Origin of the sequence: Streptomyces sp. SUK 48 (assembly GCF_009650765.1) — a bacterium.
Lineage (GTDB): Bacteria > Actinomycetota > Actinomycetes > Streptomycetales > Streptomycetaceae > Streptomyces.
The window spans coordinates 2,558,904-2,582,102 of the sequence record NZ_CP045740.1; the positions used below are offsets into that span (position 1 = coordinate 2,558,904).

Annotated in this window: 14 protein-coding genes and 2 pseudogenes; 5 read left to right on the top strand and 11 right to left on the bottom strand. The window is 71.7% G+C overall.

Translation table 11 applies throughout. The annotated features are described in order from the left end of the window. Positions 1-4: 4 nt before the first annotated feature. Both rpsP and GHR20_RS10650 read right to left on the bottom strand, forming a co-directional pair. The gene (gene rpsP, locus GHR20_RS10645) at positions 5-424 is read right to left on the bottom strand and encodes a 30S ribosomal protein S16 (protein WP_111585578.1); all 420 of its coding nucleotides are present in this window, start codon (positions 422-424) and stop codon (positions 5-7) included. A 294-nt stretch (positions 425-718) separates the two neighbouring features. Further along, positions 719-1,315 (bottom strand): hypothetical protein, encoded by a 597-nt coding sequence (locus tag GHR20_RS10650; protein ID WP_037654570.1) that lies wholly within the window; start codon positions 1,313-1,315, stop codon positions 719-721. Between the two features lie 527 nt (positions 1,316-1,842). On the opposite strand from GHR20_RS10650, the gene GHR20_RS10655 reads away from it, so the two are divergent. Further along, positions 1,843-2,682 carry an SAM-dependent methyltransferase gene (locus GHR20_RS10655; protein WP_153813039.1) on the top strand — a complete coding sequence of 280 codons (840 nt, stop codon included), beginning with the start codon at positions 1,843-1,845 and terminating at the stop codon, positions 2,680-2,682. A gap of 7 nt (positions 2,683-2,689) precedes the next feature. Here the strand turns inward: GHR20_RS10655 and ftsH are convergent. From ftsH to GHR20_RS10685, 6 genes and pseudogenes are all read right to left on the bottom strand, one after another. Continuing rightward, positions 2,690-4,632 (bottom strand): annotated as a pseudogene (gene ftsH, locus GHR20_RS10660) (ATP-dependent zinc metalloprotease FtsH). A 117-nt stretch (positions 4,633-4,749) separates the two neighbouring features. Continuing rightward, positions 4,750-6,300, bottom strand: coding sequence for a signal recognition particle protein (ffh, locus tag GHR20_RS10665; RefSeq protein WP_111585575.1), 1,551 nt, complete (start codon positions 6,298-6,300; stop codon positions 4,750-4,752). Between the two features lie 97 nt (positions 6,301-6,397). Next, a complete protein-coding gene (locus tag GHR20_RS10670; RefSeq protein ID WP_153813040.1) occupies positions 6,398-8,866 on the bottom strand; it encodes a [protein-PII] uridylyltransferase in 2,469 nt (822 codons plus the stop codon). A gap of 40 nt (positions 8,867-8,906) precedes the next feature. Continuing rightward, complete coding sequence (locus GHR20_RS10675) at positions 8,907-9,245, bottom strand: P-II family nitrogen regulator (RefSeq protein ID WP_085566762.1); 339 nt, start codon at positions 9,243-9,245, stop codon at positions 8,907-8,909. Next, positions 9,242-10,630 (bottom strand): ammonium transporter, encoded by a 1,389-nt coding sequence (locus GHR20_RS10680; protein WP_153813041.1) that lies wholly within the window; start codon positions 10,628-10,630, stop codon positions 9,242-9,244. The genes GHR20_RS10675 and GHR20_RS10680 overlap by 4 nt, the downstream gene beginning before the upstream one ends. Before the next feature lie 270 nt (positions 10,631-10,900). Further along, positions 10,901-12,385 (bottom strand): hypothetical protein, encoded by a 1,485-nt coding sequence (locus tag GHR20_RS10685; RefSeq protein WP_153813042.1) that lies wholly within the window; start codon positions 12,383-12,385, stop codon positions 10,901-10,903. 514 nt (positions 12,386-12,899) lie between these two features. Here GHR20_RS10685 and GHR20_RS10690 point away from each other — a divergent pair. Continuing rightward, positions 12,900-13,561 (top strand): annotated as a pseudogene (locus GHR20_RS10690) (bifunctional DNA primase/polymerase). Between the two features lie 108 nt (positions 13,562-13,669). Here the strand turns inward: GHR20_RS10690 and ftsY are convergent. Beyond that, entirely contained in the window at positions 13,670-14,875 is a 1,206-nt protein-coding gene (ftsY, locus tag GHR20_RS10695; protein ID WP_111585570.1) for a signal recognition particle-docking protein FtsY, read from the bottom strand. Between the two features lie 172 nt (positions 14,876-15,047). Between ftsY and GHR20_RS10700 the strand changes: the two genes are divergently transcribed. The 3 genes from GHR20_RS10700 (at position 15,048) to GHR20_RS38320 (ending at position 17,591) form a co-directional block, all read left to right on the top strand. After that, on the top strand, positions 15,048-16,547 hold the full coding sequence (locus tag GHR20_RS10700) for a cytosine permease (protein WP_243877998.1): 1,500 nt from the start codon (positions 15,048-15,050) through the stop codon (positions 16,545-16,547). A 559-nt stretch (positions 16,548-17,106) separates the two neighbouring features. After that, positions 17,107-17,316: a hypothetical protein gene (locus GHR20_RS38315; protein ID WP_343336001.1), complete on the top strand. Its 210-nt coding sequence runs from the start codon at positions 17,107-17,109 to the stop codon at positions 17,314-17,316. Then, a complete protein-coding gene (locus GHR20_RS38320) occupies positions 17,316-17,591 on the top strand; it encodes a TetR/AcrR family transcriptional regulator C-terminal domain-containing protein (RefSeq protein ID WP_343336002.1) in 276 nt (91 codons plus the stop codon). Before GHR20_RS38315 ends, GHR20_RS38320 begins: the two co-directional genes overlap by 1 nt. 132 nt (positions 17,592-17,723) lie before the next feature. Here the strand turns inward: GHR20_RS38320 and GHR20_RS10710 are convergent, their stop codons facing one another. After that, on the bottom strand, positions 17,724-19,142 hold the full coding sequence (locus tag GHR20_RS10710) for a sugar porter family MFS transporter (protein WP_153813043.1): 1,419 nt from the start codon (positions 19,140-19,142) through the stop codon (positions 17,724-17,726). A gap of 248 nt (positions 19,143-19,390) precedes the next feature. Further along, on the bottom strand, positions 19,391-22,978 hold the full coding sequence (gene smc, locus GHR20_RS10715) for a chromosome segregation protein SMC (RefSeq protein ID WP_153813044.1): 3,588 nt from the start codon (positions 22,976-22,978) through the stop codon (positions 19,391-19,393). Positions 22,979-23,199: the final 221 nt, after the last annotated feature.

The following is a 23,199-nucleotide window of genomic DNA, read 5'->3' on the forward strand; positions in this document are numbered from 1 at the left end:
CTGCTCAGGCCCCGGTCGACTCGGACTCAGCCGCGGCCTCGTCCTTCTTCTCAGCCTTCTTCTTCTGAGTGATGGCCTCACCCTTGGCGTCGTCGTCGCCACCGAGGGCGTCGAACGACGGACGGGCCGGCTTCGGCTCGGCGACGAGCAGCGGCGCCGGGGCGGGCTCGCCCTTGAACTTCTGCCAGTCGCCGGTCTTCTTCAGGATGGCGAGAACGGGCTCGGTCGGCTGGGCGCCGACGCCGAGCCAGTACGCCACGCGGTCGGCGTCCACCTCGATGACCGACGGGTTGTAGGTCGGGTGGTACTTGCCGATCTCCTCGATGGCCCGGCCGTCACGGCGGGTACGGGAGTCGGCGACGACGATGCGGTAGTGAGGCGAACGGATCTTGCCCAGACGCTTCAGCTTGATCTTGACTGCCACGGGAGTGGATTCTCCTGGTTTTGACGTGGTGGGGCACGGCGCGTTGCCGCGTGGGGTTGCGGTACCCGTGTGCCCGACGGACGCGTCAGCCGGAGGAGAGAGGGGTCCTGTGCGGCTGTCGAGTACAGCCATCCATTCTGCCATACCCGGCGGACCCCTCTTGGCCGGGGGCCGGAGCCGCGGCACGCCGGGGGACGGGGGCACCGCGCCGCGCCCGCCGGCCTGGGGTGCCGACGGGCGCGGTGTGCGGTCGTGGTGTGGGGTCCGGCACCCACGAGATGCCGGGCGGGAGGGTCAGGCGGCGCCCGACATCTCCGGGATGCGGAAGGGTTTGCCGCAGCCGCCGCAGACGATGGGGGCCTGGGCGAGGACGGAGGGGACCACGCGGACGTTGCGACCGCAGTCGCAGACGGCCTTGACGCGGACGCCGCCGCCGGAGGAGCCATGGCGGGCGGCGGGACCCCGGAAGGTGCGGGAGGTGTCCTCCGTGGTGGCCGCCGAGTGCGCCTTGAGGGCGCGCTGGAGGCGTTCGATGGTCGGGCGGTAGCGCCGCTTCGCCTCGGGGTTGAGCGTGACCAGGGAGAAGCCGCTGCTGGGATGCGGTTCCTCCGGGTGGTCCAGGCCCAGCTCCTCGGCGATCGAGAGGAACCGTCGGTTGTGGTAGCGACCGGCGCGGGAGGTGTCGCGGACCCCGCGCGCGGCGGCGATGCCGTGGACTGCCTCATGGAGCAGCCGTTCGAAGGAGAGCTCGTGTCCGCACGCGGACGACGACTCTCCGATCAGGGACTCTGGCGCGGCGAGATCCGGCAGATCGGGGTGGTACCGCTGAATATCGGCCCACGCCTGTGCCAGCTCTGCGGCGAGAACAGGTGGTGTCTGTGTCGTGCTCACGTAATGACAACGAGCGGAGGGCACGCTGTGTTCCTATTCCGGGGCATCCCAAATAATTTGCACGTACCCGTCAGTTGGCACTGATGCGTCCTGACGAGGGCGCGTGCGCCGATGTGCGGAGGAAGCCTCACAGCTCGTAACAAGCCGGTGCGTAGACGGCACTACGATCCGCCCGGTACGCCCTGTCACGACGATGGCCCGTGGATGCGCAAGGGGCGATTCGGCCGCTCTCGACGCCGAGTCCCACCTCGGTCAGCGCCCGTGACGGTCGCGACGTTACCGTGCGCGACCGCACCCCTCGGCACCGGCCCGTCCTCCGGCGTGATCACCGTAAGGGCAGCCTGATTGCCGGGATGTGAATTCTCGCCACACCGGCGCCCCGCGCCCAAGCGGTCCCCCTCGACCTCTGGACGGGGCCGCGAGGCGGGAGTTACCTGGCATACGTGGAACGTCCGCGAGGACGGACACGGGGGCCACACACGACCGGACACAGCGGCGAACCGTCGGCGGATGGGAGCGCTTGATCCATGACAGCTTCGCTCGTACGGCAGTATCCGCCCCCCGTGGATCCCACAGCTCAGGAGGACGCGGAGGCCCGTGCGCGGGACTGGGCCGAGATACAGGAACGCATGCTCGTCCCGCTCCACGAGGCCGTGTACGAACGGCTCGACGTGGGCCCGGACACCCGTCTGCTCGGCCTGCGCTGCGGCGCGGGCCTCGCCCTGCTCCTCGCGGCCGCCCGGGGCGCCGCCGTCACCGGCACCGACCCCTGCCCCGGCCTCCTGGCCCTCGCCCGGGAACGGCTGCGCCCGTCGCACGGCGGCGCCCCGCGCGCGGAACTGCTCCACGACTCGCCGGCCGGCGCCGGGAGCGGCGGGCCGTACGACCTGATCACCGCGCTCGACCCGGTCCGCTGCCCCTCGGGCGACCCGCAGGCGCTCGGCGCCCTGCTCACGCGGGCCCTCCCCGGCGCGGCGTCCGGCACCGCCGTGGTGCTCGCCGGCTGGGGTCCGCAGGAACGTTGCGCCACCTCCACCGTGCTGCGGGTCGCGGCGAAACTGGCTGATCCTTTGCGCAGCAACGGCGGCTGGCGCCCGGCCCGGCGGGACGATCTGGAGGAGGCCGCCCAGCGGGCGGGGCTGCGCCCGGACGGCTCCGGGCGGGTCTCCTGCCCGTTCGGATACGCCGACCGGGACAGCGCGGTGCGCGGACTGCTGTCCACCGGGCTCTTCGACGCGGCGATCGCGGCGACCGACGCCGAGCAGGTCGGCAAGGAGCTGGCAGAGGCCCTGCACCCGTACCGCCGCGCCGACGGCACCGTCCGGATGCCCAACGTCTTCCGCTATCTGATCGCCCGCGTCCCGTGAGGCGGGGTCAGCGCGGCTCCTCGGGGTCCTTGACCAGCCGCGTGATCCCGGCGATCCGGTACGCGTCCGCCTCCTCCAGCGTCTCGTGCTCGAGGAGCGCCAGCGCCAGCGCGTCCAGCTGGCCCCGGTGGTCGCGGAGTTTGTGCCGCGCCTCGTCGTAGCACTCGTCCACGATCCGCCGCATCTCGGTGTCGATCACATCGAGCGTCCCGGGCGCGGCGGCCAGGCCGTACGCCTGCTGAGCGTCGCTCGGCAGCGCGGACAGCCGGCCGACGCGCTCGCTCATGCCCCAGCGGGCGACCATCGCGCGGGCGATGTTCGTCACCTGTTCGAGGTCGCTCTCCGCGCCCGTGGTGACCACGCCGTAGACGACCTCCTCCGCGGCCATGCCGCCCAGCGCACCGATGATCCGACCGCGCAGATACTCCTCCGAATGGGCGTACCGCTCCACCTCGGGCGAGGACATCGTCACCCCGAGCGCCCGTCCGCGCGGCACGATGGTGATCTTGCGGACCGGGTCCGCGCCCGGCTGGAGCATGCCCAGCAGCGCGTGGCCGCTCTCGTGGTACGCCGTACGCCGCCGGTCCTCCTCCGGCATCACCAGGGTCCGCTCGGCGCCCAGCTGGACCTTCTCCAGCGCCTCGGAGAGATCCGCGCCGGTCACCCGCTCCTGCTTGCGCTTGACCGCGAGCAGCGCGGCCTCGTTGGCGAGGTTGGCCAGGTCGGCGCCCGTCATACCGGGGGTCGCGCGCGCCATCCGGGCCAGGTCCACATCCGGCTCCAGCGGCACGTCCCGGGTGTGGATCCGCAGGATCGCCTCACGGCCCGCACGGTCCGGCGGGGCCACCGAGACCACCCGGTCGAAGCGGCCGGGGCGGGTCAGCGCCGGGTCCAGGATGTCGGCGCGGTTGGTCGCCGCGATGACGATCACGCCCTCCGAGCCCGAGAAGCCGTCCATCTCGGTGAGGATCTGGTTGAGCGTCTGCTCGCGCTCGTCGTGCCCGCTCATGGCCGTACTGCCGCTGCGCGCCCGGCCGATGGTGTCGATCTCGTCGATGAAGATGATCGACGGCGCCACCTTGCGGGCCTCCGCGAACAGCTCGCGCACCCGGGAGGCGCCGACACCGACGATCATCTCGATGAACTCCGACGCCGAGGCCGAGAAGAACGGCACCCCGGCCTCGCCCGCGACCGCCCGCGCGAGCAGGGTCTTGCCGGTGCCGGGCGGACCGGCCAGCAGCACGCCCCGGGGCAGCTTGGCGCCCATCCTGCGGTAGGCGTCGGGGTGCTCCAGGAAGTCGACCACGTCGTCCAGCTCGCCCTTGACCTCGTCGATCCCGGCCACGTCCGCGAACGTCGTACGCCGGGTGTCCGGCTCGGGCCCCACCGGCTTGGGCGGCGCCCGGCGCCCGAACAGACCGCCCGCGCCGGGCAGCGCGCCGCCGAGCTTGCGGGCGAAGAACACCCACACCGCGACCAGGACGAGGATCGGGATCAGGGAGAGCAGCAGATTGGACAGGAAGCTGCGCTCCTGCACCATCGGCCGGGCGGTCACCGTGACGCCATGACTGCTCAGGTTCTGCCACAGCCGGTCGTCCGCGAAAGCGGGACGCTGCGTCTTGAACTTGGTGTACCGGCCACCGCCCTCGGGATTGCTCCGGGACGTCTTCAGCTGCCCCTGGATCGCGTCGCCCTTGGAGTAGATCGTGGCGACATTGCCCTCGGAGACCTGCCGGCTGAACTCGGTGTAGGAGATCGTCGGCTGATTGGCCTGGCCGAGGTAGTTCAGGCCGAGATAGGCCAGCAGGAAGACGATCACCGCGGTGACGAGGAGCCCCCACCACTTCCCGCCCCGGAGCCCTCCCCCACCGGGCCGCCGGGGCCCTTCGGGGTGCCCTCGGCGCGCCACGGCTGCTCCGGGTCCTTGCGCGGGGGCGGCGCGTTGCTCATATAGGGACGTTAAGTCAGATATCGGCACACGGCACATGATGAAGGGCGCCTCCTCGGAGAGGAGACGCCCTTCGAAGTCGTACAGCCGTTATGTAGTACGACCGCTTCGTACGACCGTCAGCCCATGAACTTCTTGAACTCGTCCGGCAGCTCGAACTCCTCGGCGCCCTGCTGCGGCAGCTGGAAGGCGTTGCCGTTCTGGGCCGCGGTCTCGCGGCGCTGGGCGTCCTCCAGCTCCTGCTGCTTGCGCTTCATCGGGTTGCCGGAGCGCTGCTTGCCCTTGGCCTTCTTCTGCTGCTTCTTCTGCCGGCCGGGGCCGCCGCCCATGCCCGGGATTCCCGGCATGCCCGGCATGCCGCCGCCCTGGGCCATCCGGGACATCATCTTGCGGGCCTCGAAGAACCGCTCGACCAGGCCCTTCACGGCGCTGACCTCGACGCCGGAGCCCTTGGCGATACGGGCGCGGCGGGAGCCGTTGATGATCGTCGGGTCCTGGCGCTCACCCGGGGTCATCGACTTGATGATCGCGGCGGTGCGGTCGACGTCCCGCTCGTCGATGTTCTGGATCTGGTCCTTGATCTGCCCCATGCCCGGCAGCATGCCGAGCAGCTTGGAGATCGAGCCCATCTTCCTGACCTGTTCCATCTGGGACAGGAAGTCGTCCAGGGTGAAGTCCTGGCCCTTCTTGGACGCCAGCTTGGAGGCCATCTTGGCGGCCTCTTCCTGGCTGAAGGTCTTCTCCGCCTGCTCGATCAGGGTGAGCAGGTCACCCATGTCGAGGATGCGGGAGGCCATCCGGTCCGGGTGGAACGCGTCGAACTCGTCGAGCTTCTCGCCGTTCGACGCGAACATGATCGGCTTGCCGGTGATCTGCCGGATGGACAGCGCGGCACCGCCGCGGGCGTCGCCGTCGAGCTTGGAGAGGACGACACCGTCGAAGCCGACGCCGTCGCGGAACGCCTCGGCCGTGTTGACGGCGTCCTGGCCGATCATCGCGTCGACGACGAAGAGGATCTCGTCCGGGGAGACCGCGTCGCGGATGTCCGCGGCCTGCTGCATCATCTCCTGGTCGATGCCGAGGCGGCCGGCGGTGTCGACGATGACGATGTCGTGGACCCGGGTCTTCGCGAACTCGATGGAGTCCTTGGCGACCTTGACCGGGTCGCCGACGCCGTTGCCGGGCTCCGGCGCGTACACGGCGACGCCCGCGCGCTCGGCGACGACGCTGAGCTGGTTGACGGCGTTGGGGCGCTGGAGGTCACAGGCGACGAGCAGCGGGGAGTGGCCCTGCTCCTTGAGCCAGCGGCCGAGCTTGCCCGCGAGGGTGGTCTTACCGGCACCCTGGAGACCCGCGAGCATGATCACGGTGGGCGGCTGCTTGGCGAAGCGCAGGCGCCTGGTCTCGCCACCGAGGATGGTGACGAGCTCGTCGTTGACGATCTTGAGGATCTGCTGCGCCGGGTTCAGCGCCTTGGAGACCTCGGCGCCGAGGGCACGCTCCTTGACGTTCTTGATGAACGTACGGACGACCGGCAGGGCCACGTCCGCTTCGAGGAGCGCGATGCGGATCTCGCGTGCCGTGGCGTCGATGTCCGCCTCGGACAACCGGCCCTTGCCGCGGAGGTTTTTGAAAGTCGCGCTGAGGCGGTCGGAGAGGGTATCGAACACGGTGGCGTCGGTCCTCGGGGTCGGAGGGGTCTGGGCTGCCCTCCAGGGTATCCGGCCCGGCAGGTCATCAGTCCCCGCCCGTCGCATTCGGTGTCCGTCAGGGCGCCCGCAGCGTCTCCTCCAGCGCCCGCGCCACCGACCCCGCGTCCTGCTCCGGCAGCGGCTCGCCCGCGCCGGTCGTCACGTAGAAGGCGTCGACCGCGTTGGCGCCCAGGGTCGAGACGTGCATGCTGCGGACCCGCACGCCCGCCTTCTCCAGGGCCATGCCGATGCGGTGCAGCAGACCGGGGGCGTCCTGGGCGCGGACCTCGATCACGGTGGCGTGATGGGAGGCGGCCGGGGCGACCGTCACCCGGGGCGGCGGGGCGAGCAGCCCCCGGCGCCTCGGATACGCGGCGTCCCGCTCGGCGAGCCGGCCCGGGATGTCGAGCGAGCCGTCCAGGGCGCGGACCAGGTCGGCGCGCAGCCGGGCGGCCTCGGGCAGCGAGCCGTACTCGGCGGCGACCCGCCAGTCGAGCAGCAGCACCGAGCCGTCCCCCGCCCCCTCCACAGCTACGTCCTGCGGCAGCCGCAGGGTGCGCAGCTCGGCGGTGCGGACGGTGAGCCGGTGCACGGCGAGGACACCGGCGACGGCGGGCAGCACGGCACTCTGGTCGGGTACGGCGATGAGCAGCTCGACGCCGAGGGGCTCGGGCGCGCCGGGCGGTTCCTCGGCGGGCACCGGCTCGCTGCGGGCGCGCAGCGCGAGCACCGGGCCGCCGGTGCGGAACGCCTCGACGGCCAGGCGTTCCTCCTCGGCGGTGGGCGCGGCGGGCGCGGGCTCGTCCGGGACGTCTCCGGCGAGCAGCGCCCCGACGCGGCGGACCAGGTCGGCGACGAGGGAGCCGCGCCAGGAGGACCAGGCGGCGGGGCCGGTGGCGAGGGCGTCGGCCTCGGTCAGGGCGTGCAGGAGTTCCAGGGTGCCCTGCGTGCCGACGGCGTCGGCGACGGAGCGGACCGTGGCGGGGTCGTCCAGGTCGCGGCGGGTGGCCGTGTCGACCAGCAGGAGGTGGTGGCGGACCAGCGTCGCCAGGACGGCGGCGTCCTCGGCGTCGAAGCCGATGCGGGTGGCCACGTCCTTGGCGATGATCTCGCCGGCCACCGAGTGGTCGCCGGGCCAGCCCTTGCCGATGTCGTGCAGCAGGGCCGCGACCAGGAGGAGGTCCGGGCGGTGCACATGCCGGGTGAGGGCGGCGGCGCGGACGGCGGTCTCGATCAGATGGCGGTCGACGGTCCAGACGTGGACCGCGTTGCGCTGGGGGCGGCAGCGGACCCGTTCCCAGTCCGGGAGCAGCCCGCTGATCAGCCCCTCGGCCTCCAGCGCCTCCCAGACCTCGACGGTGGGGCGGCCGGAGCCGAGCAGGGTGACCAGTTGCTCGCGGGCCTCGGCGGGCCAGGGCGTGGGCAGCGGGCGGGCGGCCGCGGCCAGGCGTCGTACGGCGTACGGGGAGAGCGGGAGGCCCGCCTGGGCGGCGGCGGCCGCGGCGCGCAGCGGGAGCACGGGGTCGCGTTCGGGGCGGGCGGCGCGGGCGAGCACCACCTCGCCGTCCTGTTCCACCACGCCCTCGGCGAGCGGGGACCGCTCGGCGACCTGCTTGCCGCCGCCCAGCATGGCGCGCAGGCGCGGGCGTACCGCGCGCGAGCGGAGCACGCGCCCCACCTCGCGCCAGGTGACGTCCGCGGCGTAGGAGATGACACGGGCCGCCTCGTAGACCTGCCGGAGCAGGACGTCGGCGTCGAGCAGGCCCAGTTCGGCCGCGACCTGGTCCTGTTCCTGGAGGGCGAGCCGGTCGGTGGCGCGGCCGGTGCTCAGATGGAGGGCGTCGCGGACGTCGAGCAGGGTGCGGCGGGCCTCGGCCAGGCCCTCGCGGGGGGCGTCGGCGAGCCAGGAGGCGGCGACGGCGCGCAGGGCGGTGGCGTCGCGCAGGCCGCCGCGGGCCTCCTTGAGGTCGGGTTCCAGGAGGAACCGCAGCTCGCCCTGGCGGTCGGCGCGTTCGTCGCACAGCTCTTTCAGCTCGGGCAGCCGTTTGGGGGCCTGGTTGCGCCAGTCGGCGAGGACGGCGGTGCGCAGCCCGGCGGTCAGGCCGAGGTCGCCGGCGAGATGGCGGGCGTCCAGCAGGCCGAGCTGCACCTTGAGGTCCTCGCCGGCCGTCCTGCGGGCCTCGGCGAGGGTGCGCACGGAGTGGTCGAGGTCGAGGCCGAGGTCCCAGACGGGGTACCAGAGGCGGTCGGCGAGGGCGGCGACCGCGGTGGGGTCGGAGCCGTCGTGCAGCAGCAGGAGGTCCAGGTCGCTGCGCGGCGACAGCTCGCCGCGGCCGTAGCCGCCGACCGCGACGAGGGAGATGCCCTGGGGTTTCCCGGCCCCCGCGGTGAAGAGTCCGGCGAGCCAGTCGTCGGTCAGTTCGGCGAGGGCGGCGCGGCGCGGCGGCCCGGTCCGCGCCCCCTCGGTGAGGAGGCGCAGCCGGGCCGCCGCGTAGCCGCCGGGTCCGGGGCTCTCGGCCGATGTCCGCTCATCCGTTCCCGTCACCCAGCGACTCCTGTTCCGTTCCGGTGTTCCAGGACTGATCTCAGAGGGCGTCCGGGCCGCGTTCCCCGGTGCGCACGCGTACGGCCGTCTCGACCGGGACCGACCAGACCTTGCCGTCGCCGATCTTGCCGGTGCGGGCGGCCTTGACGATGGCCTCGATCAGTTCCTCGGCGTCGTCGTCCTCGGTGAGGACCTCGATGCGGATCTTGGGGACCAGGTCGACGGTGTACTCCGCGCCGCGGTAGACCTCGGTGTGGCCCCGTTGCCGACCGTAGCCGCTGGCCTCGGTGACCGTCAGTCCGTGGACGCCGAAGGACTGAAGGGCCTCTTTGATCTCGTCGAGCCGGTACGGCTTGACGACGGCCGTGATGAGCTTCATGCGTCCACCTTCTTGGTCTGCTTCCCGCTCTTCTTGTCGCCCTGATTCTCCGGCTGCTTCCCGCCGCTCGCGCCGGCCGCGGCGGAGAGGGCGGAGCCGAGGACGCCGCCGCCCGCGCCGCTGTAGTCGTAGGCGCTCTCGGCGTGCTCGGCGCGGTCGATGCCGGAGACCTCCTCGTCCTGGCTGATCCGCATCCCGATGGTCTTGTCGAGGAGGAAGGCGAGGACGGCGGAGACGATCAGGGAGTAGGCGAGGACGCCGCCGACGCCGGCGCACTGCTTCCACAGCTGGGTGAAGGAGTGGTCGCCGTAGAAGACGCCGGTGGCGGTGGACTGGCCCTTGCCGCTGGCGAAGAAGCCGATCAGCAGGGAGCCGATGATGCCGCCGACCATGTGGACGCCGACGACGTCGAGGGAGTCGTCGTAGCCGAAGCGAAACTTCAGTCCGACGGCCGCGGCGCAGGCGACACCGGCGATGGCGCCGACCGCGATCGCGCCGAGCGGGGTGACCGCGCCGCCGGAGGGGGTGATGGCGACGAGGCCGGCGACCGCGCCGGAGGCGGCGCCGAGGGTGGTGCAGGCGCCGTGCCGGATCTTCTCGTAGCCGAGCCAGGCGAGCATGGCGGCGGCGGTGGCGATCTGGGTGTTGACGAACATCAGGGGGCCGACGCCGTCGTCGTTGCCGAGCCAGGAGCCGGCGTTGAAGCCGAACCAGCCGAACCACAGCAGACCGGCGCCGAGCATGACCAGGGGCAGGCTGTGCGGGCGCATCGGGTCCTTCTTGAAGCCGACGCGCTTGCCGATGACGAGGATGACGCCGAGGGCGGCGGCACCGGCGTTGATGTGGACCGCCGTACCGCCGGCGAAGTCGATCACGCCCAGTTCGTAGGCCCAGCCGCCGGTGCCCCAGACCCAGTGGGCGACGGGGAAGTAGACGAGGGTGACCCACAGCACGAGGAAGACGGCCCAGGCGCTGAACTTCACCCGGTCGGCGAGGGCGCCGCTGATGAGGGCCGGTGTGATGATCGCGAACATCATCTGGAAGACGGCGAAGACGAAGACCGGAATGGTGTAACCCGGCCACAGGTCCATCTTGCCGATGCCGGTCCAGCCGACGAAGTCGGAGGTCCAGCCGATCAGGGAGCCGTGGTCCGTGCCGAAGCTCATCGAGAAGCCGTAGAGCACCCACAGAATGGTGACGATGCCCATGCTGATGAAGCTCATCATCAGCATGTTCAGGGTGCTCTTGACGCGGACCATGCCTCCGTAGAAGAAGGCCAGGCCCGGGGTCATGAGCAGCACCAGGGCGGAAGCAATGAGCATGAAGCCTGTGTTGGCGGACGACAGCTTGGGTGCGTCCGCCGCAAGCATGATGGCTGGGGCCATCGGCGTCTCCTCGTCGATCGGGGCGCCCCGTGCGGGCGGTGCCTCGGCGGTCCGGTGGGTGATGTGGGGGCCGGTATGCGCCAGAGACTGACGTAGCACCGTTTCCACGGAAGCCACGCGTTGTTTCACCGGGGTGACGAAGACGTCCTGTGTGTTACGTGCCCATGAACCGGCCGCGGCGCGGGCCTCTCGATGACCTGGCGTTGGGGGAGCCGAGTCGGGCGGTTCGGGAGGTCCGGCCGCGGCCGGGGTTCTGGGGCGGGGTCCGGGTCAGACGGCCTCGGACTCGGGGAGGTCGACGGCGAGCTGTTCGGCGAGGTCGACCACGGCACCGAGATCGCCGTGGTCGCGCACGGCCGTGCCGACCGTCTTTCGGATACGGGTGTTCACGCGCTCGGAGCGGACCTTCTTGGCCACGGTCAGCGCCCGCGAGGCGAACTCGGCGCCGGCTTCCGGCTCGTCCTGGAGGAGGTGCACGGTGGCCATGCCGATCAGGTTGAGCGCATACGACCGCTGGTGCTCGCCGTCCTTGGCGAACAGGTCCACCGCGCGGCGCATCAGCGGCTCGGCGAGGGAGGCGTAGGCGGGACTGCGGCCCGCGCTGTAGGCGAGGTCGCGGAAGGAGTGGGAGTTCTCCGCGTACAGCTCGGCCTCGGAGAAGAAGCGGATCCAGTCGGGGTCCGGCTCGTCCCACTCGTCGGCCTCGGAGAAGGTGTCCTCGGCCATGCGCACCGCGCGTTTGGTGCGGCCGGGCTGGCCCATGTTGGCGTAGGCGCGGGCCTCCATCGCATACAGCATGGACTGGGTGCGCGGCCCGGCGCAGTCGCGGCTGCCGTACTGGGCGAGGTGGATCAGCTCCAGGGCGTCGTCGGGCCGGCCGAGGTGGATCATCTGGCGGCTCATGCTGGAGAGGATGTACGAGCCGAGCGGCCGGTCCCCCGCCTCCTTGGCGGCGTGCAGCGCGAGGACGAAGTACTTCTGCGCGGTGGGCTGGAGCCCCACGTCGTACGACATCCAGCCGGCCAGTTCGGCCAGTTCGGCGGCGACCTTGAAGAGCTTGCGGGTGGTGGCCTCGGGCTGGGGTTCCTGGAGCAGGTCGGTGACCTCGTGCAGCTGGCCGACGACGGCCTTGCGGCGCAGTCCGCCGCCGCACTGGGCGTCCCACTGGCGGAACATCTTGGTGGTGGACTCCAGCAGCTCCAGCTCCGGCTTGGAGAGGCGGCCGGGCCTGCGGGGGTCGAGGGCGGGTTCGGGGGCGGGCGCGGCCGGGGTGCCGGGGGTGGGCACGAGCCAGCGCTGCATGGGCTCGATCAGGGTGGGGCCCGCGGACAGCGCGAGGGAGGTGCCGAGGAAGCCGCGCCGGGCGAGCATCAGGTCGCTGCGGGAGAACTCGCCGAGCTGGGCGATGGTCTGGGGGCCGGTCCAGGGCAGGTCGACCCCGGAGGCGGCGGTCGACTGGCGGGCGGCGCGCAGGCCCAGGTCCTCGATGGAGACCACGCAGCCGAAGCGCTCGGAGAACAGCTCGGAGAGGATGCGCGGGATCGGTTCGCGCGGGTTCTCGCCGTCCAGCCAGCGGCGCACCCGGGAGGTGTCGGTGGAGATGTGGTTGGCACCTAACTGGCGTGCCCTGCGGTTCACTTGGCGGGCCAGCTCGCCCTTGGACCAGCCGCTGCGCACGAACCACGAGCCGAGCAGCTCATTGGGGCGCTTGTCAGCGTTTGCAGCGCTTGTCCCGCTTCCGCCATTGCCGCCCACTGGAACGCCCCCATCCCTGAGACCCCTTGGCCGCCGAGTGCGCCAAGCCCTATCAGAATGCCGGTAAATACGGTCCGGCGTCCCCCGGTTCCCAGCCTTCGAACGCGATACCGAGCCGCTCTCGGGGCATTTCCGGGTTACCGCCGAGTCGCTTCCGTGGGGCACCCGGGTTGCCCCGGGCATACCCACAGGCGCATGTGCCCCGAGGATTCCGCACACTCACAGTAACCCCCTGATCACCGGCTCAGCCACGCGGATCAGAGAAACGCCACCATTCGCCACCCCTTCGAATGAACTCCCGTTCCGTCGCACGCGATTCACTTGACACAGGAAGAACGGAAGCGGGCGGAGCGATGCACAAAGGGGCGCGTGGATCCCGGTGCGCCACCCGCCGTGCTTCAGAGCGCCGCCCCGGTTCCGTCACGGCGAGGGCGGTCGGAGCCGTAGCGTTACGTTCCGCTTCCGTCTCGTTCCGTGTCGTAACCACCGGCGCGCTGGACCCGTTGGAGGGGGCATGGGCTTCACGATCGGCGGCATTCGCGAGATCCGTTCCGGCACGCGTCGGCGTGGCCGGTCCGCGGAGTGCACCACCGTCGCCGAGTTCACCGGGCTGTGGGGCTGGGACGTGGTGCCGGGCGCGCGGGCCGCGGCGGGCGCCTGCTCCTGCGGGTTCGAGGACTGCCCGGAGCCGGGCGCGCATCCGCTCGACTTCGCGCCCGAGGTGCCGGCCGGGGCCACGCTCGACGACGTGGCCAAGGCGTGGGCGGAGTGCCCGGGCGCCTCGGTGCTGCTCCCGGTGGGCCGCTCGTTCGACGTCGTGGAGGTCTCCGAGCCGGCCGGCCGGCGCGCCCTGGTGCGGCTGGAGCGGATGGGTCTGCCGCTGGGCCCGGTGGCCGTGACCCCGGAGGGCCGGGCGCACTTCTTCGTGGCCCCGGGCGCCGCGGCCGAGCTGCCCCGGCTGCTGTACCGCATGGGCTGGGACGACCCGCGCACCCTCGATCTGCGCGGCCTCGGGTCCGGTACGTACATCACCGCGCCGCCCTGCGACCGGGGCGGCCGGGGCCCGGTGCGCTGGCTGCGCCCGCCCGCCCTCGACTCCGCGACCCGCCCCCGGCGGCCCGGCTGCTGCTGGGGACGCTGGCCTATGTGGCGCACCGGTCGCGGTGGCGGGCGTAGGGACGCCGGGAAAGCGGCCGGCGCACGGCCCGGAAAAGCGAAGTGCCCGTCCTCGACTGCACCTTGAGGGCGGGCACTTCTTCGTCTCGGACGGTCGTCCGGCGACGGTCAGTCTCCGATCAGCGCGTCCACGAACGCCTCGGGCTCGAACGGCGCCAGGTCGTCCGCGCCCTCGCCGAGGCCGATCAGCTTGACCGGCACGCCCAGCTCGCGCTGGACGGCGACCACGATGCCGCCCTTGGCCGTGCCGTCCAGCTTGGTCAGCACGATGCCGGTGATGTCCACGACCTCGGCGAACACCCGGGCCTGCACCAGACCGTTCTGCCCGGTGGTGGCGTCCAGGACCAGCAGCACCTCGTCCAGCGGCGCGTGCTTCTCCACCACGCGCTTGACCTTGCCCAGCTCGTCCATGAGACCGGTCTTGGTGTGCAGCCGTCCCGCGGTGTCGATGAGGACGACGTCGACCCCCATCTCCTTGCCCTCCTTCACCGAGTCGAAGGCCACGGAGGCGGGGTCGCCGCCCTCGGGACCGCGCACGGTGTAGGCACCGACCCGCTCGCCCCAGGTCTGCAGCTGGTCGGCGGCGGCGGCACGGAAGGTGTCGGCGGCGCCGAGCACCACGGTGCGGCCGTCGGCGACCAGGACGCGGGCGAGCTTGCCGGTGGTGGTGGTCTTGCCGGTGCCGTTGACGCCGACGACCATCACGATGCCGGGCTTGCGGTCGGCGGGCTCGGTCCTCACCGTGCGGTCGACATCGGTGCCGACCAGCTTGAGGAGTTCCTCGCGCAGCAGGCCGCGCAGCTCCTCGGGGGTGCGGGTGCCGAGCACCTTGACGCGTTCGCGCAGGCTCTCGACCAGTTCCTGGGTGGGCTGCACACCGACGTCGGCGGTGAGCAGGGTGTCCTCGATCTCCTCCCAGGTGTCGTCGTCCAGGTGCTCGCGCGAGAGCAGCGTGAGCAGGCCCTTGCCGAGGGCGTTCTGGGAGCGGGACAGGCGGGTGCGGAGCCGGACCAGCCGGCCCGCGGTGGGCTCCGGGATCTCGATCTCCGGAGCCTCGACGGTGGGGACGGGAGGCTCTTCGACGGCGACCGGCGGGCCGCCCGGGAGATCCACCTCCTCGATCGTCCGGCGGGGTTCGTCGCGCGGCGTCTCGGCCTCTTCGCCGACATGCGGCTCGGCCGGGGGCGCGGTGATGTCGGGCGCCTTCGGGGGCGGCGGGGGCAGCGACTTCCGGCGTCGGGTGCCCACGATCAGCCCGCCGAGCGCGCCGAGCACGACCACGGCGATGACTACAGCAAGGATGATGGTTTCCATAACGCCCCCCAGTATCGGCCATGGGTTCCGCCGGGAGGGGGCTTGTGACTTCCTCCGAGAGACAAACGCCACGTTTGGCGAGGAGTCGGAGCAAAGTACGATGGTCCGGGCTGCGTTGACGCGCGTAGAGTCCGACCGTCCCCTTCCCCCCACCTCTAGGGCACCCTTCCCCATGAGCAAAACCGTCGAGACCGAAGGCGCTCTCGAGACGCGTGGCATCGAGCAGGTCCCGGACCACGAGCGGACCGGCCGGACCCGTGAGCTGTTCCCGACCTGGGTCGGCGCCAACATCAGCGTCCTGCTGCTGACGATGGGCGCGAGCCTCGTCGTGGCGTACCACCTGAACATCTGGCAGGCGCTGGTCGTCGCGGTCGCGGCGCCCGTAGTGTCGTACGGCCTGGTCGGTCTGATCGGCATCGCCGGCAAGCGGGGCGGGGCGCCGGGCATGGCGCTGTCCCGCGCGGTGTTCGGACAGCGGGGCAATCTGCTGCCGGGTTCGCTGATCTGGGTGGCCCGCTGGGGCTGGGAGACGATCAACGCGGTGACCGGCGCCTACGCCATGCTCTCCATCCTGGAGATCGTGTGCGGCATCAAGGCGAACAGCGTCCTGGACATGGTGACGCTGCTGGTCTTCGTGGTGGCGACGTTCGCGATCTCCGGGCTCGGTATCAACGCCGTGCAGAAGTGCAACAAGTACGCCACCTATTTCTTCGGCGCGTTCTCGGTGCTGGTCCTCGTCTACCTGGCGGTGAAGACGGACTGGTCGAAGGTGATGGACCACAGCGCCGGTTCCACGGCCGCGGTGATCACCGGCATCGGCATGATCGCGGCCGGTGGCGTCAGCTGGATCCCGACGGCCCCGGACTTCACCCGCTATCTGCCGCGCACGGCCTCCTCGAAGGCGATCGTGGGCACGGCGGTCGGCGGCGCCGGTGTGGTCGTGCTGCCGATGGTGCTGATGGGCGCGGTGATGGCGGTCGCCACCCCGGACCTGGCCTCGGCCGCCGACCCGGTGTCCTTCCTGGGCAAGATCCTGCCGACGTGGATCGCGGTGCCGTACCTGTTCATCGCGCTGGTCGGCATGCTGCTGATCAACTCGATGTCGATGTACTCGGCGGGCTTCACCGCGCAGACCCTCGGTTTCAAGGTGCCGCGGCACTGGGCGGTGTCGGTCAACGCGGTGATCTCGCTGGTGTTCGGCGGGGTGCTGATGCTGGTGGCGACGAGCTTCATGGGCTCCTTCATCGCCTTCCTGTCCCTGCTCGCGGTCGCGTTCTCCGCGTGGGTCGGCGTGTTCGGCGCGGACATGTTCCGCCGTACGGAGTACGACGGCCGGGCGATGGCCGACACGACGCGCACCAGCGCCTACTGGTACAAGGGCGGCTTCTCCCCCGCCGCCGTGGCCGCGTGGGCGATCGGCCTGGTCTCGGGTCTGATGTTCACCACCTCGGACTGGTTCACCGGCCCGCTGGCCAAGAACAACGTCATCGGCGAGTACGGCCTCGGCTGGGTCGCCACGATCGTGATCTCGGGCGTGCTGTACCTGGCCCTGCCGAAGCCGGCGATCGAGGCTCCGGCCGGCGCCGACGAGACGGCGGGGGCCACCGGGGCCACTGGGTCTGCCGCGTCTGTCTCCGGCCCGACCGGCGAGCAGGCGACCGCCGCGGTCTGACCGTCCGACGCCACGACGCACACCCCCTTCAGCGCCCCGCGCCGGAGGGGGTTCTGCTGTGCGTCACGTGTGTGCGCCGCCCCAGGCTTCCTCGCGCGGCGGCAGGGCGACGGGGGCGCCCTCGTTCTTCAGCCGCTCGTGCCCGGCGTCCGGATCGTCCACGGCGAACGCGAGGATCACCCCTGCGGCGCGCTGGTCCCGGAAGCCCTACGGCCGGACCTCGGTGCCGCGTCGCAGCAGGATCACATCGGGCGTGTGCGCGCGACCCAGCGAGGCGAAGCCGCCGGCGGCCATGGCCTCGCGGAAGCCCAGATGGCCCGGGGTTCCGGCAGGAAGAACAGGAAGAACGGGGCCATGGCCGAGGAACACGGAGGCGCGGGCGACCCGGCGCGCATCCTGGAACCGCTGTGGCGCGAACCCGGAGCCGAGGGGGCGTGGCGCGGCCCCCGGCAGGGCCTGTCGGTCGATGCCGTCGCCCGGGTCGCCGTCGAACTCGCCGACTCCGCCGGCGTCGAGGCGCTGACCAGCGCAGCATCGCCCGCCTACTGGGGCCGCGCCGATGACGCCCTACGACTATGTGCCGGGCAAGGCCGGGCTGCTCGACCTCATGCTGGACTCCGTATACCTGCGGATGCCGCGCGGCACCCGGCCGGACGCCCCGTGGCGCGGCCGGGTCGAGGCCGTGGCGCGGGAGAACCGCGGCCTGTGCGGCCGCCCCCCTGGGTCGCCGCCCTGTCCACGGCGCGGCCACCGCTGGGCCCCGGCGTGATGACCAAGTACGAGCACGAACTGGCCGCGTTCGAGGGCTCGGCCCTCGACACCCAGGCGGCCGTCCGGGACAGCGCGCTGTCCGACCGGCAGTGGTGGGCCGCACACGAACCCCTGCTGGCCAAGGTCTTCGATCCCGCCCGCTTCCCCCTCGCCGCGCGCGTCGGCCGCGCCGCGGGAGAGGCGCACCAGGGCATGTACGACCCCGAGCACGCCTTCACCTTCGGACTGCGGCGCATCCTGGACGGCCTCGCCCGTCTCGGCGAACCCGGCTGAACAGGACGAAAAGCCCTCGCCCCCGGACCGGGCAGTGGCCGGGCCGGGGGCGAGGGGAGTGACGAGGAGAGGGGCAGCGGGGTCTGAAGGCCCTTCTCCCCGGGTTCGGGGGTGCCTCGCGGTCCGCGAGGCTCAGCCCATCTCCTCCAGCGTCTTGCCCTTCGTCTCCTTGACGAACTTCAGGACGAAGGGGATGGAGAGGGCGGCGAACACCGTGTAGATGACGTACGTGCCGGAGAGGTTCCAGTCGGCCAGCGACGGGAAGCTCGCGGTGATCGCCCAGTTGGCGATCCACTGCGCGGCGGCGGCCACGCCCAGGGCGGCGGCGCGGAGCCGGTTCGGGAACATCTCGCCGAGCATGACCCAGACGACCACACCCCAGGACAGGGCGAAGAAGAGGACGAAGATGTGCGCGGCGACCAGGGCGACCCAGCCCTGCGTGGCGGGCAGCTTGCCGTCGACCAGGTGGTACGAGAACGCCCACGCCTCCAGCGCCAGGCCGACGACCATGCCGACCGAGCCGATGAGCGCGAGCGGCTTGCGGCCGATCCGGTCCACGAAGATCATCGCGATCACGGTGCCGACGATGTTGATGATGGACGTGGTGAAGGAGTAGAAGAACGAGTCCGTCGGGTCGACACCGACCGACTGCCACAGCGTCGAGGAGTAGTAGAACGCGACGTTGATGCCGACGAACTGCTGGAAGACCGACAGGCCGATGCCCACCCAGACGATCGGCTTGAAGAAGAAGCCGCCGCCCAGCAGGTCCTTGAAGGTGGAGCGGTGCTCGCTCTTCATGGCGTGCTCGATGTCGGCGACGCGCTTGTCCAGGTCGGTGCCCGTGCCCTCGACCTCGGCCAGGATCTCCTTGGCGCGCTCACGCTTGCCGACGGAGAGCAGGAAGCGCGGGGACTCGGGGATGGCGAAGGACAGCAGGCCGTACAGGGCGGCCGGGACCACCATGACGCCCAGCATGACCTGCCATGCCTCCAGGCCCATGAGGTGGCCGCGCTGGTTGCCGCCGGCGGCGTTCAGCAGGCCCCAGTTGACCAGCTGGGAGATGGCGATGCCGACGACGATCGCGGCCTGCTGGAAGGAGCCGAGCCGGCCGCGGTAGGCGGGCGGGGCGACCTCGGCGATGTAGGCGGGGCCGATCACGGAGGCCATGCCGATGGCGAAACCGCCGACGATGCGCCAGAAGGCGAGGTCCCACAGCGCGAAGGGCAGCGCGGAGCCTACGGCGCTGATCGTGAACAGCGTGGCCGCGATCTGCATGCAGCGGATACGGCCGATCCGGTCGGCTATCCGGCCCGCGGTGGCGGCGCCGATGGCACAGCCGATCAGGGCGATGGCGATGACCTGCGCGAGCGCGGCGGAGCCGATGTCGTAACGGTCGCGGATGGCCTCGACGGCGCCGTTGATGACGGAGCTGTCGTAGCCGAAGAGGAAGCCGCCCATCGCCGCGGCCGCGGCGATGAATATGACATGCCCGAGATGTTCGGGATGAGCCGTCCCGGCTCCTGACTGAGGTGCCTGCGCTGTGCTGGTCACGTGAAACTCCTCGGGCCACGGCAACGCTGCCGGGGTGGGTGAGCCCTTCCAGGTCTCCAGTGGCGCATACGCCTGCGCTACTTACACCTGAAGGAAAAATGCAACGTGGGGAAGACTATGCCTTCAACTTTCGAAGTCAATAGGGATAAAGCTGTGAGTTACGAGATACCGCAGATCGCTCCGTGTTCAAGAAATGAACAGGGAGTGAGGTGATCTTGATCGCCAGTTGTGGTTGATCTTGAAATGGGTCAGCGCAGGCGCTGCGAGATGACCTTCGACACACCGTCGCCCTGCATGGAGACGCCGTACAGCGCGTCCGCCACCTCCATCGTGCGCTTCTGGTGCGTGATCACGATCAGCTGCGAGGACTCCTGCAACTCCTGCATGATCCGGATCAGCCGCTGGAGGTTGGTGTCGTCCAGCGCGGCCTCGACCTCGTCCATCACGTAGAAGGGACTCGGCCGGGCCTTGAAGATCGACACCAGCAGCGCGACGGCCGTCAGCGACCGCTCGCCGCCCGAGAGCAGGGAGAGCCGCTTGACCTTCTTGCCCGGCGGCCGCGCCTCCACGTCGACGCCCGTGGTGAGCATGTGGTCGGGGTCGGTGAGCACGAGCCGGCCCTCGCCGCCCGGGAACAGCCGGCCGAAGACGCCCTCGAACTCACGCGCGGTGTCCCGGTACGCCTCGGTGAAGACCTGCTCGACCCGCTCGTCGACCTCCTTCACCACCTGGAGCAGATCGGCACGGGTCTTCTTCAGGTCCTCCAGCTGCTCGCTGAGGAACTTGTGCCGCTCCTCCAGCGCCGCGAACTCCTCCAGGGCCAGCGGATTGACCTTGCCGAGCTGCTGGTAGGCGCGCTCGGCGGCCTTGAGCCGCTTCTCCTGCTCGGCCCGTGCGAAGGGGCGCGGCTGGTTACGGGGGTCGTCCGGGTCCTCCGGCAGCGTCTCGCCGTCGGCGGGGGGCGAGGGCGGCACGAGCTGGTGCGGCCCGTACTCCGTCTCCAGCCCGGCCGGTTCGACACCCAGCTCCTCCAGCGCCCTGGTCTCCAGCTGCTCGATCCGCAGCCGCTTCTCGGCGCCGAGTACCTCACCGCGATGGACCGAATCCGTCAACTTGTCGAGTTCCGACTTCAGTTCACGTCCGGTGGTGCGGGCGGCGGTCAGGTCCCGCTCGCGCCGGGCCTTGGCGGCCTCGGCGGCGGTGCGCTCCTGATCGGCGCGGACGAGGGAGACCTCGACGTGCGCCAGCAGCTGCCGGGCGCCGTCGGCCACCGCCCGGGCGACGGCCGCCTCGTGGCGCAGCCGGGCCCGGCGCTGCTCGGCCCGCGCCCGTGCCTCCCGCTCCGCGCGGGCGGCGCGGTCGAGGGAGTCGGCACGGCCGGCCAGGCCCTTGACCCGCTCCTCATGGGTACGGACCTGGAGGCGGGCCTCCATCTCGGTCTGCCGCGCGTTGGCGCCGTCGGCGGAGAGCCGGTCGCGCACCGCGGTGTCCGGCTCCTCCTGAACCGGCGTCTCCTCGGCGACGGCGAGCCGCTCCGCGAGCTCCTCGGCCTCCTGTACCGCCCGGTCCAGCGCGTCCTGCGCCCGCGCGGCGGCGGCGGTGGAGCGCTCGGCCTCACCGGCGGCGGCGCGGGCCTCGCCGGCGAGGCGGCCGAGCTGCTGGGCGACGGTGGACTTCTCCCGGTCGGCCGCGCGGCGCCGTTCGCCCAGCTCCTCCACGAGGGCGGCGGCCTCGGTACGGCGGTCCGTCGCCGCGTTCTCTTCTTCGGCCAGCTCGGCGCAGCGCACCGAGAGCTCCGCGAGTTCGGCGGCGGCCTCGTCCACGGATGCCTGGACCTCCAGCAGGCTGGGGGCGCCGGCGGAGCCGCCGTGGGCGAAGTGGGCACCGAGGAGGTCGCCTTCGGCGGTGACGGCGGTGAGGTGGGGGTGAGAGCGGATGAGGTCTTCGGCGGCGTCCAGGGTGTCGACCACGACGGTGTGGTGGAGGAGTCTGCGGATCGCCGGCATCAGATCCGAGGGGGCGCGGACGTATTTTTCGGCCAGGGTCGGTCCGCCGTCGGGTGCGGGTGCGTCGTGGTTGCTCGCGCAGTTCCCCGCGCCCCTGAGGGGCGCCTCCGGTGAGCCGGTGATGAGCAGGGCCGCCCTTCCTCCGTCCTGTTTGTGCAGGAGGCGGAGGGCGTCGGCGGCCGAGGCCGGGTTGGTCACGGCGAGGGCGTCGGCGGCGGCGCCGAAGGCGGCGGCCAGGGGGATCTCGTAGCCCGGGGTGATGGTGAGGAGTTCCGCCGCCGGGCCGAGGAGGCCGGTGAGGTGGGTCGTGGAGTCCAGCAGTATGCCGGTGCCGTCCTTGCGGCGCAGGCCCAGGGCCAGTGCCTCGCGGCGGGCCTGGGTCGCGGCGCGGCGGCGTTCGGTGGTGGCGGCGGTCTGGCGGGCGGCGGTCAGGGCGGTCTCGGCGTCGGCGAGCCGCCCCCTGGCCTCCTGGTGCCGCTCGGCGAGGTGGGTGTCGTCCGCGTCGAGCCCGTCGACCTCGGCCCTGAGCGCCTCGTACTCCTCCTGGGCGCGTACCGCGCGCTGCCGTGCCTCGTCGCGGGCCGTGGCCAGCCGGTCGATCTCGGCCTGTGCGGCGGCGGCGCGCGAACGGGCCGCGCCCACCTGCCCGTTCAGCCGCGCCAGGCCCTCGCGACGGTCGGCGATGGCGCGGGCCACGTCCTTGAGCCGGCGTTCCTCGACGGCCAGTTCCCGCTCCAGTTCGGCGCGGTGGGCGACCGTGTCGTCCAGGGCGTGCCGGGCCGCTTCCAGGGCGGCCTCCAGCTCGGCCTCCTGCTCGCGGACCCGGGCGGCCTCGCGCTCCAGGTCCTCGGGGTCGCGGCCGCGGCGCTCCTCGGGCGGCGCGGAGGTGGCGCTCTTGACCCGGGCGTCGGCCAGCGAGATCGTGCCGCGCACCCGCTCGGCCAGCTGGGACAGCTCGTACCAGGTCTGCTGGGCGCGCTGGAGGCGGGGCGCGAGCTGCCGTACCTCGTCCTCCAGGAGGGACTCGCGGTGCAGGGCCTTCCTCAGCTCCTGCTCGGCGGCCTCCTTGCGCTCCTTGAGCGCGGCCTCGTCGGCGATCTCGGCGTCCAGCGCCCGGCGCAGTCGTACGAGGTCGTCGGCGAGCAGCCGCAGCCGGGCGTCGCGCAGGTCGGCCTGGATGACGGCGGCCCGGCGGGCCACCGCCGCCTGCCGGCCGAGCGGCTTGAGCTGGCGGCGCAGTTCGTCGGTGAGGTCCTGGACGCGGGCGAGGTTGGCCTGCATCGCGTCCAGCTTCCGCAGCGCCTTCTCCTTGCGCCTGCGGTGTTTGAGGACACCGGCCGCCTCCTCGATGAAGGCGCGGCGGCCCATCGGATCGGCGTGCAGCACGGAGTCCAGCTGGCCCTGGCCGACGATCACATGCATCTCGCGGCCAATGCCGGAGTCGGAGAGCAGTTCCTGGATGTCGAGGAGGCGGCAGGTGTCGCCGTTGATCTGGTACTCGCTGCCGCCGTTGCGGAACATGATCCGCGTGATGGTGACCTCGGCGTACTCGATGGGCAGCGCCCCGTCGGAGTTGTCGATGGTCAGGGACACCTCGGCGCGGCCCAGCGGGGGACGCCCGGTGGTGCCGGCGAAGATGACGTCCTCCATCTTGCCGCCGCGCAGCGACTTGGCGCCCTGCTCGCCCATGACCCAGCTCAGCGCGTCCACCACATTGGACTTGCCCGAGCCGTTCGGTCCGACGACGCAGGTGATCCCGGGTTCGAACCGGAGCGTGGTCGCGGAGGCGAACGACTTGAAACCGCGCAGGGTCAGGGCCTTGAGGTGCACGCCGCCGGACTCTACCGGCCGCCGCTGTCTCACTCCATGAACCCTCGCGACCGCGCGGTTTCACCGCCGGACAGGCAGGGCACACCAGATGTTGAAGAAGGTGAAAGGATGCGCGGGGGAAGAAAGAAGGGACGCCGAAGCGTCCCTTGCGATTCTATGGACGGCCTCGGATGCCGGTCGTCCGGTCTGCTGAGCGGTTGATACGGGCTGCCCAACCACTG

What these genes read in the sequence shown, in the direction of transcription:
- GHR20_RS10655 (WP_153813039.1), top strand. Translation starts at nt 1,843, where the DNA reads ATGACAGCTTCGCTCGTACGGCAGTATCCGCCCCCCGTGGATCCCACA.
- GHR20_RS10675 (WP_085566762.1), bottom strand. Translation starts at nt 9,245, where the DNA reads ATGAAGCTCATCACGGCCGTCGTCAAGCCGTACCGGCTCGACGAGATC.
- GHR20_RS10680 (WP_153813041.1), bottom strand. Translation starts at nt 10,630, where the DNA reads ATGGCCCCAGCCATCATGCTTGCGGCGGACGCACCCAAGCTGTCGTCC.
- ftsY (WP_111585570.1), bottom strand. Translation starts at nt 14,875, where the DNA reads ATGGAAACCATCATCCTTGCTGTAGTCATCGCCGTGGTCGTGCTCGGC.
- GHR20_RS10700 (WP_243877998.1), top strand. Translation starts at nt 15,048, where the DNA reads ATGAGCAAAACCGTCGAGACCGAAGGCGCTCTCGAGACGCGTGGCATC.
- GHR20_RS38315 (WP_343336001.1), top strand. Translation starts at nt 17,107, where the DNA reads ATGACGCCCTACGACTATGTGCCGGGCAAGGCCGGGCTGCTCGACCTC.
- GHR20_RS38320 (WP_343336002.1), top strand. Translation starts at nt 17,316, where the DNA reads ATGACCAAGTACGAGCACGAACTGGCCGCGTTCGAGGGCTCGGCCCTC.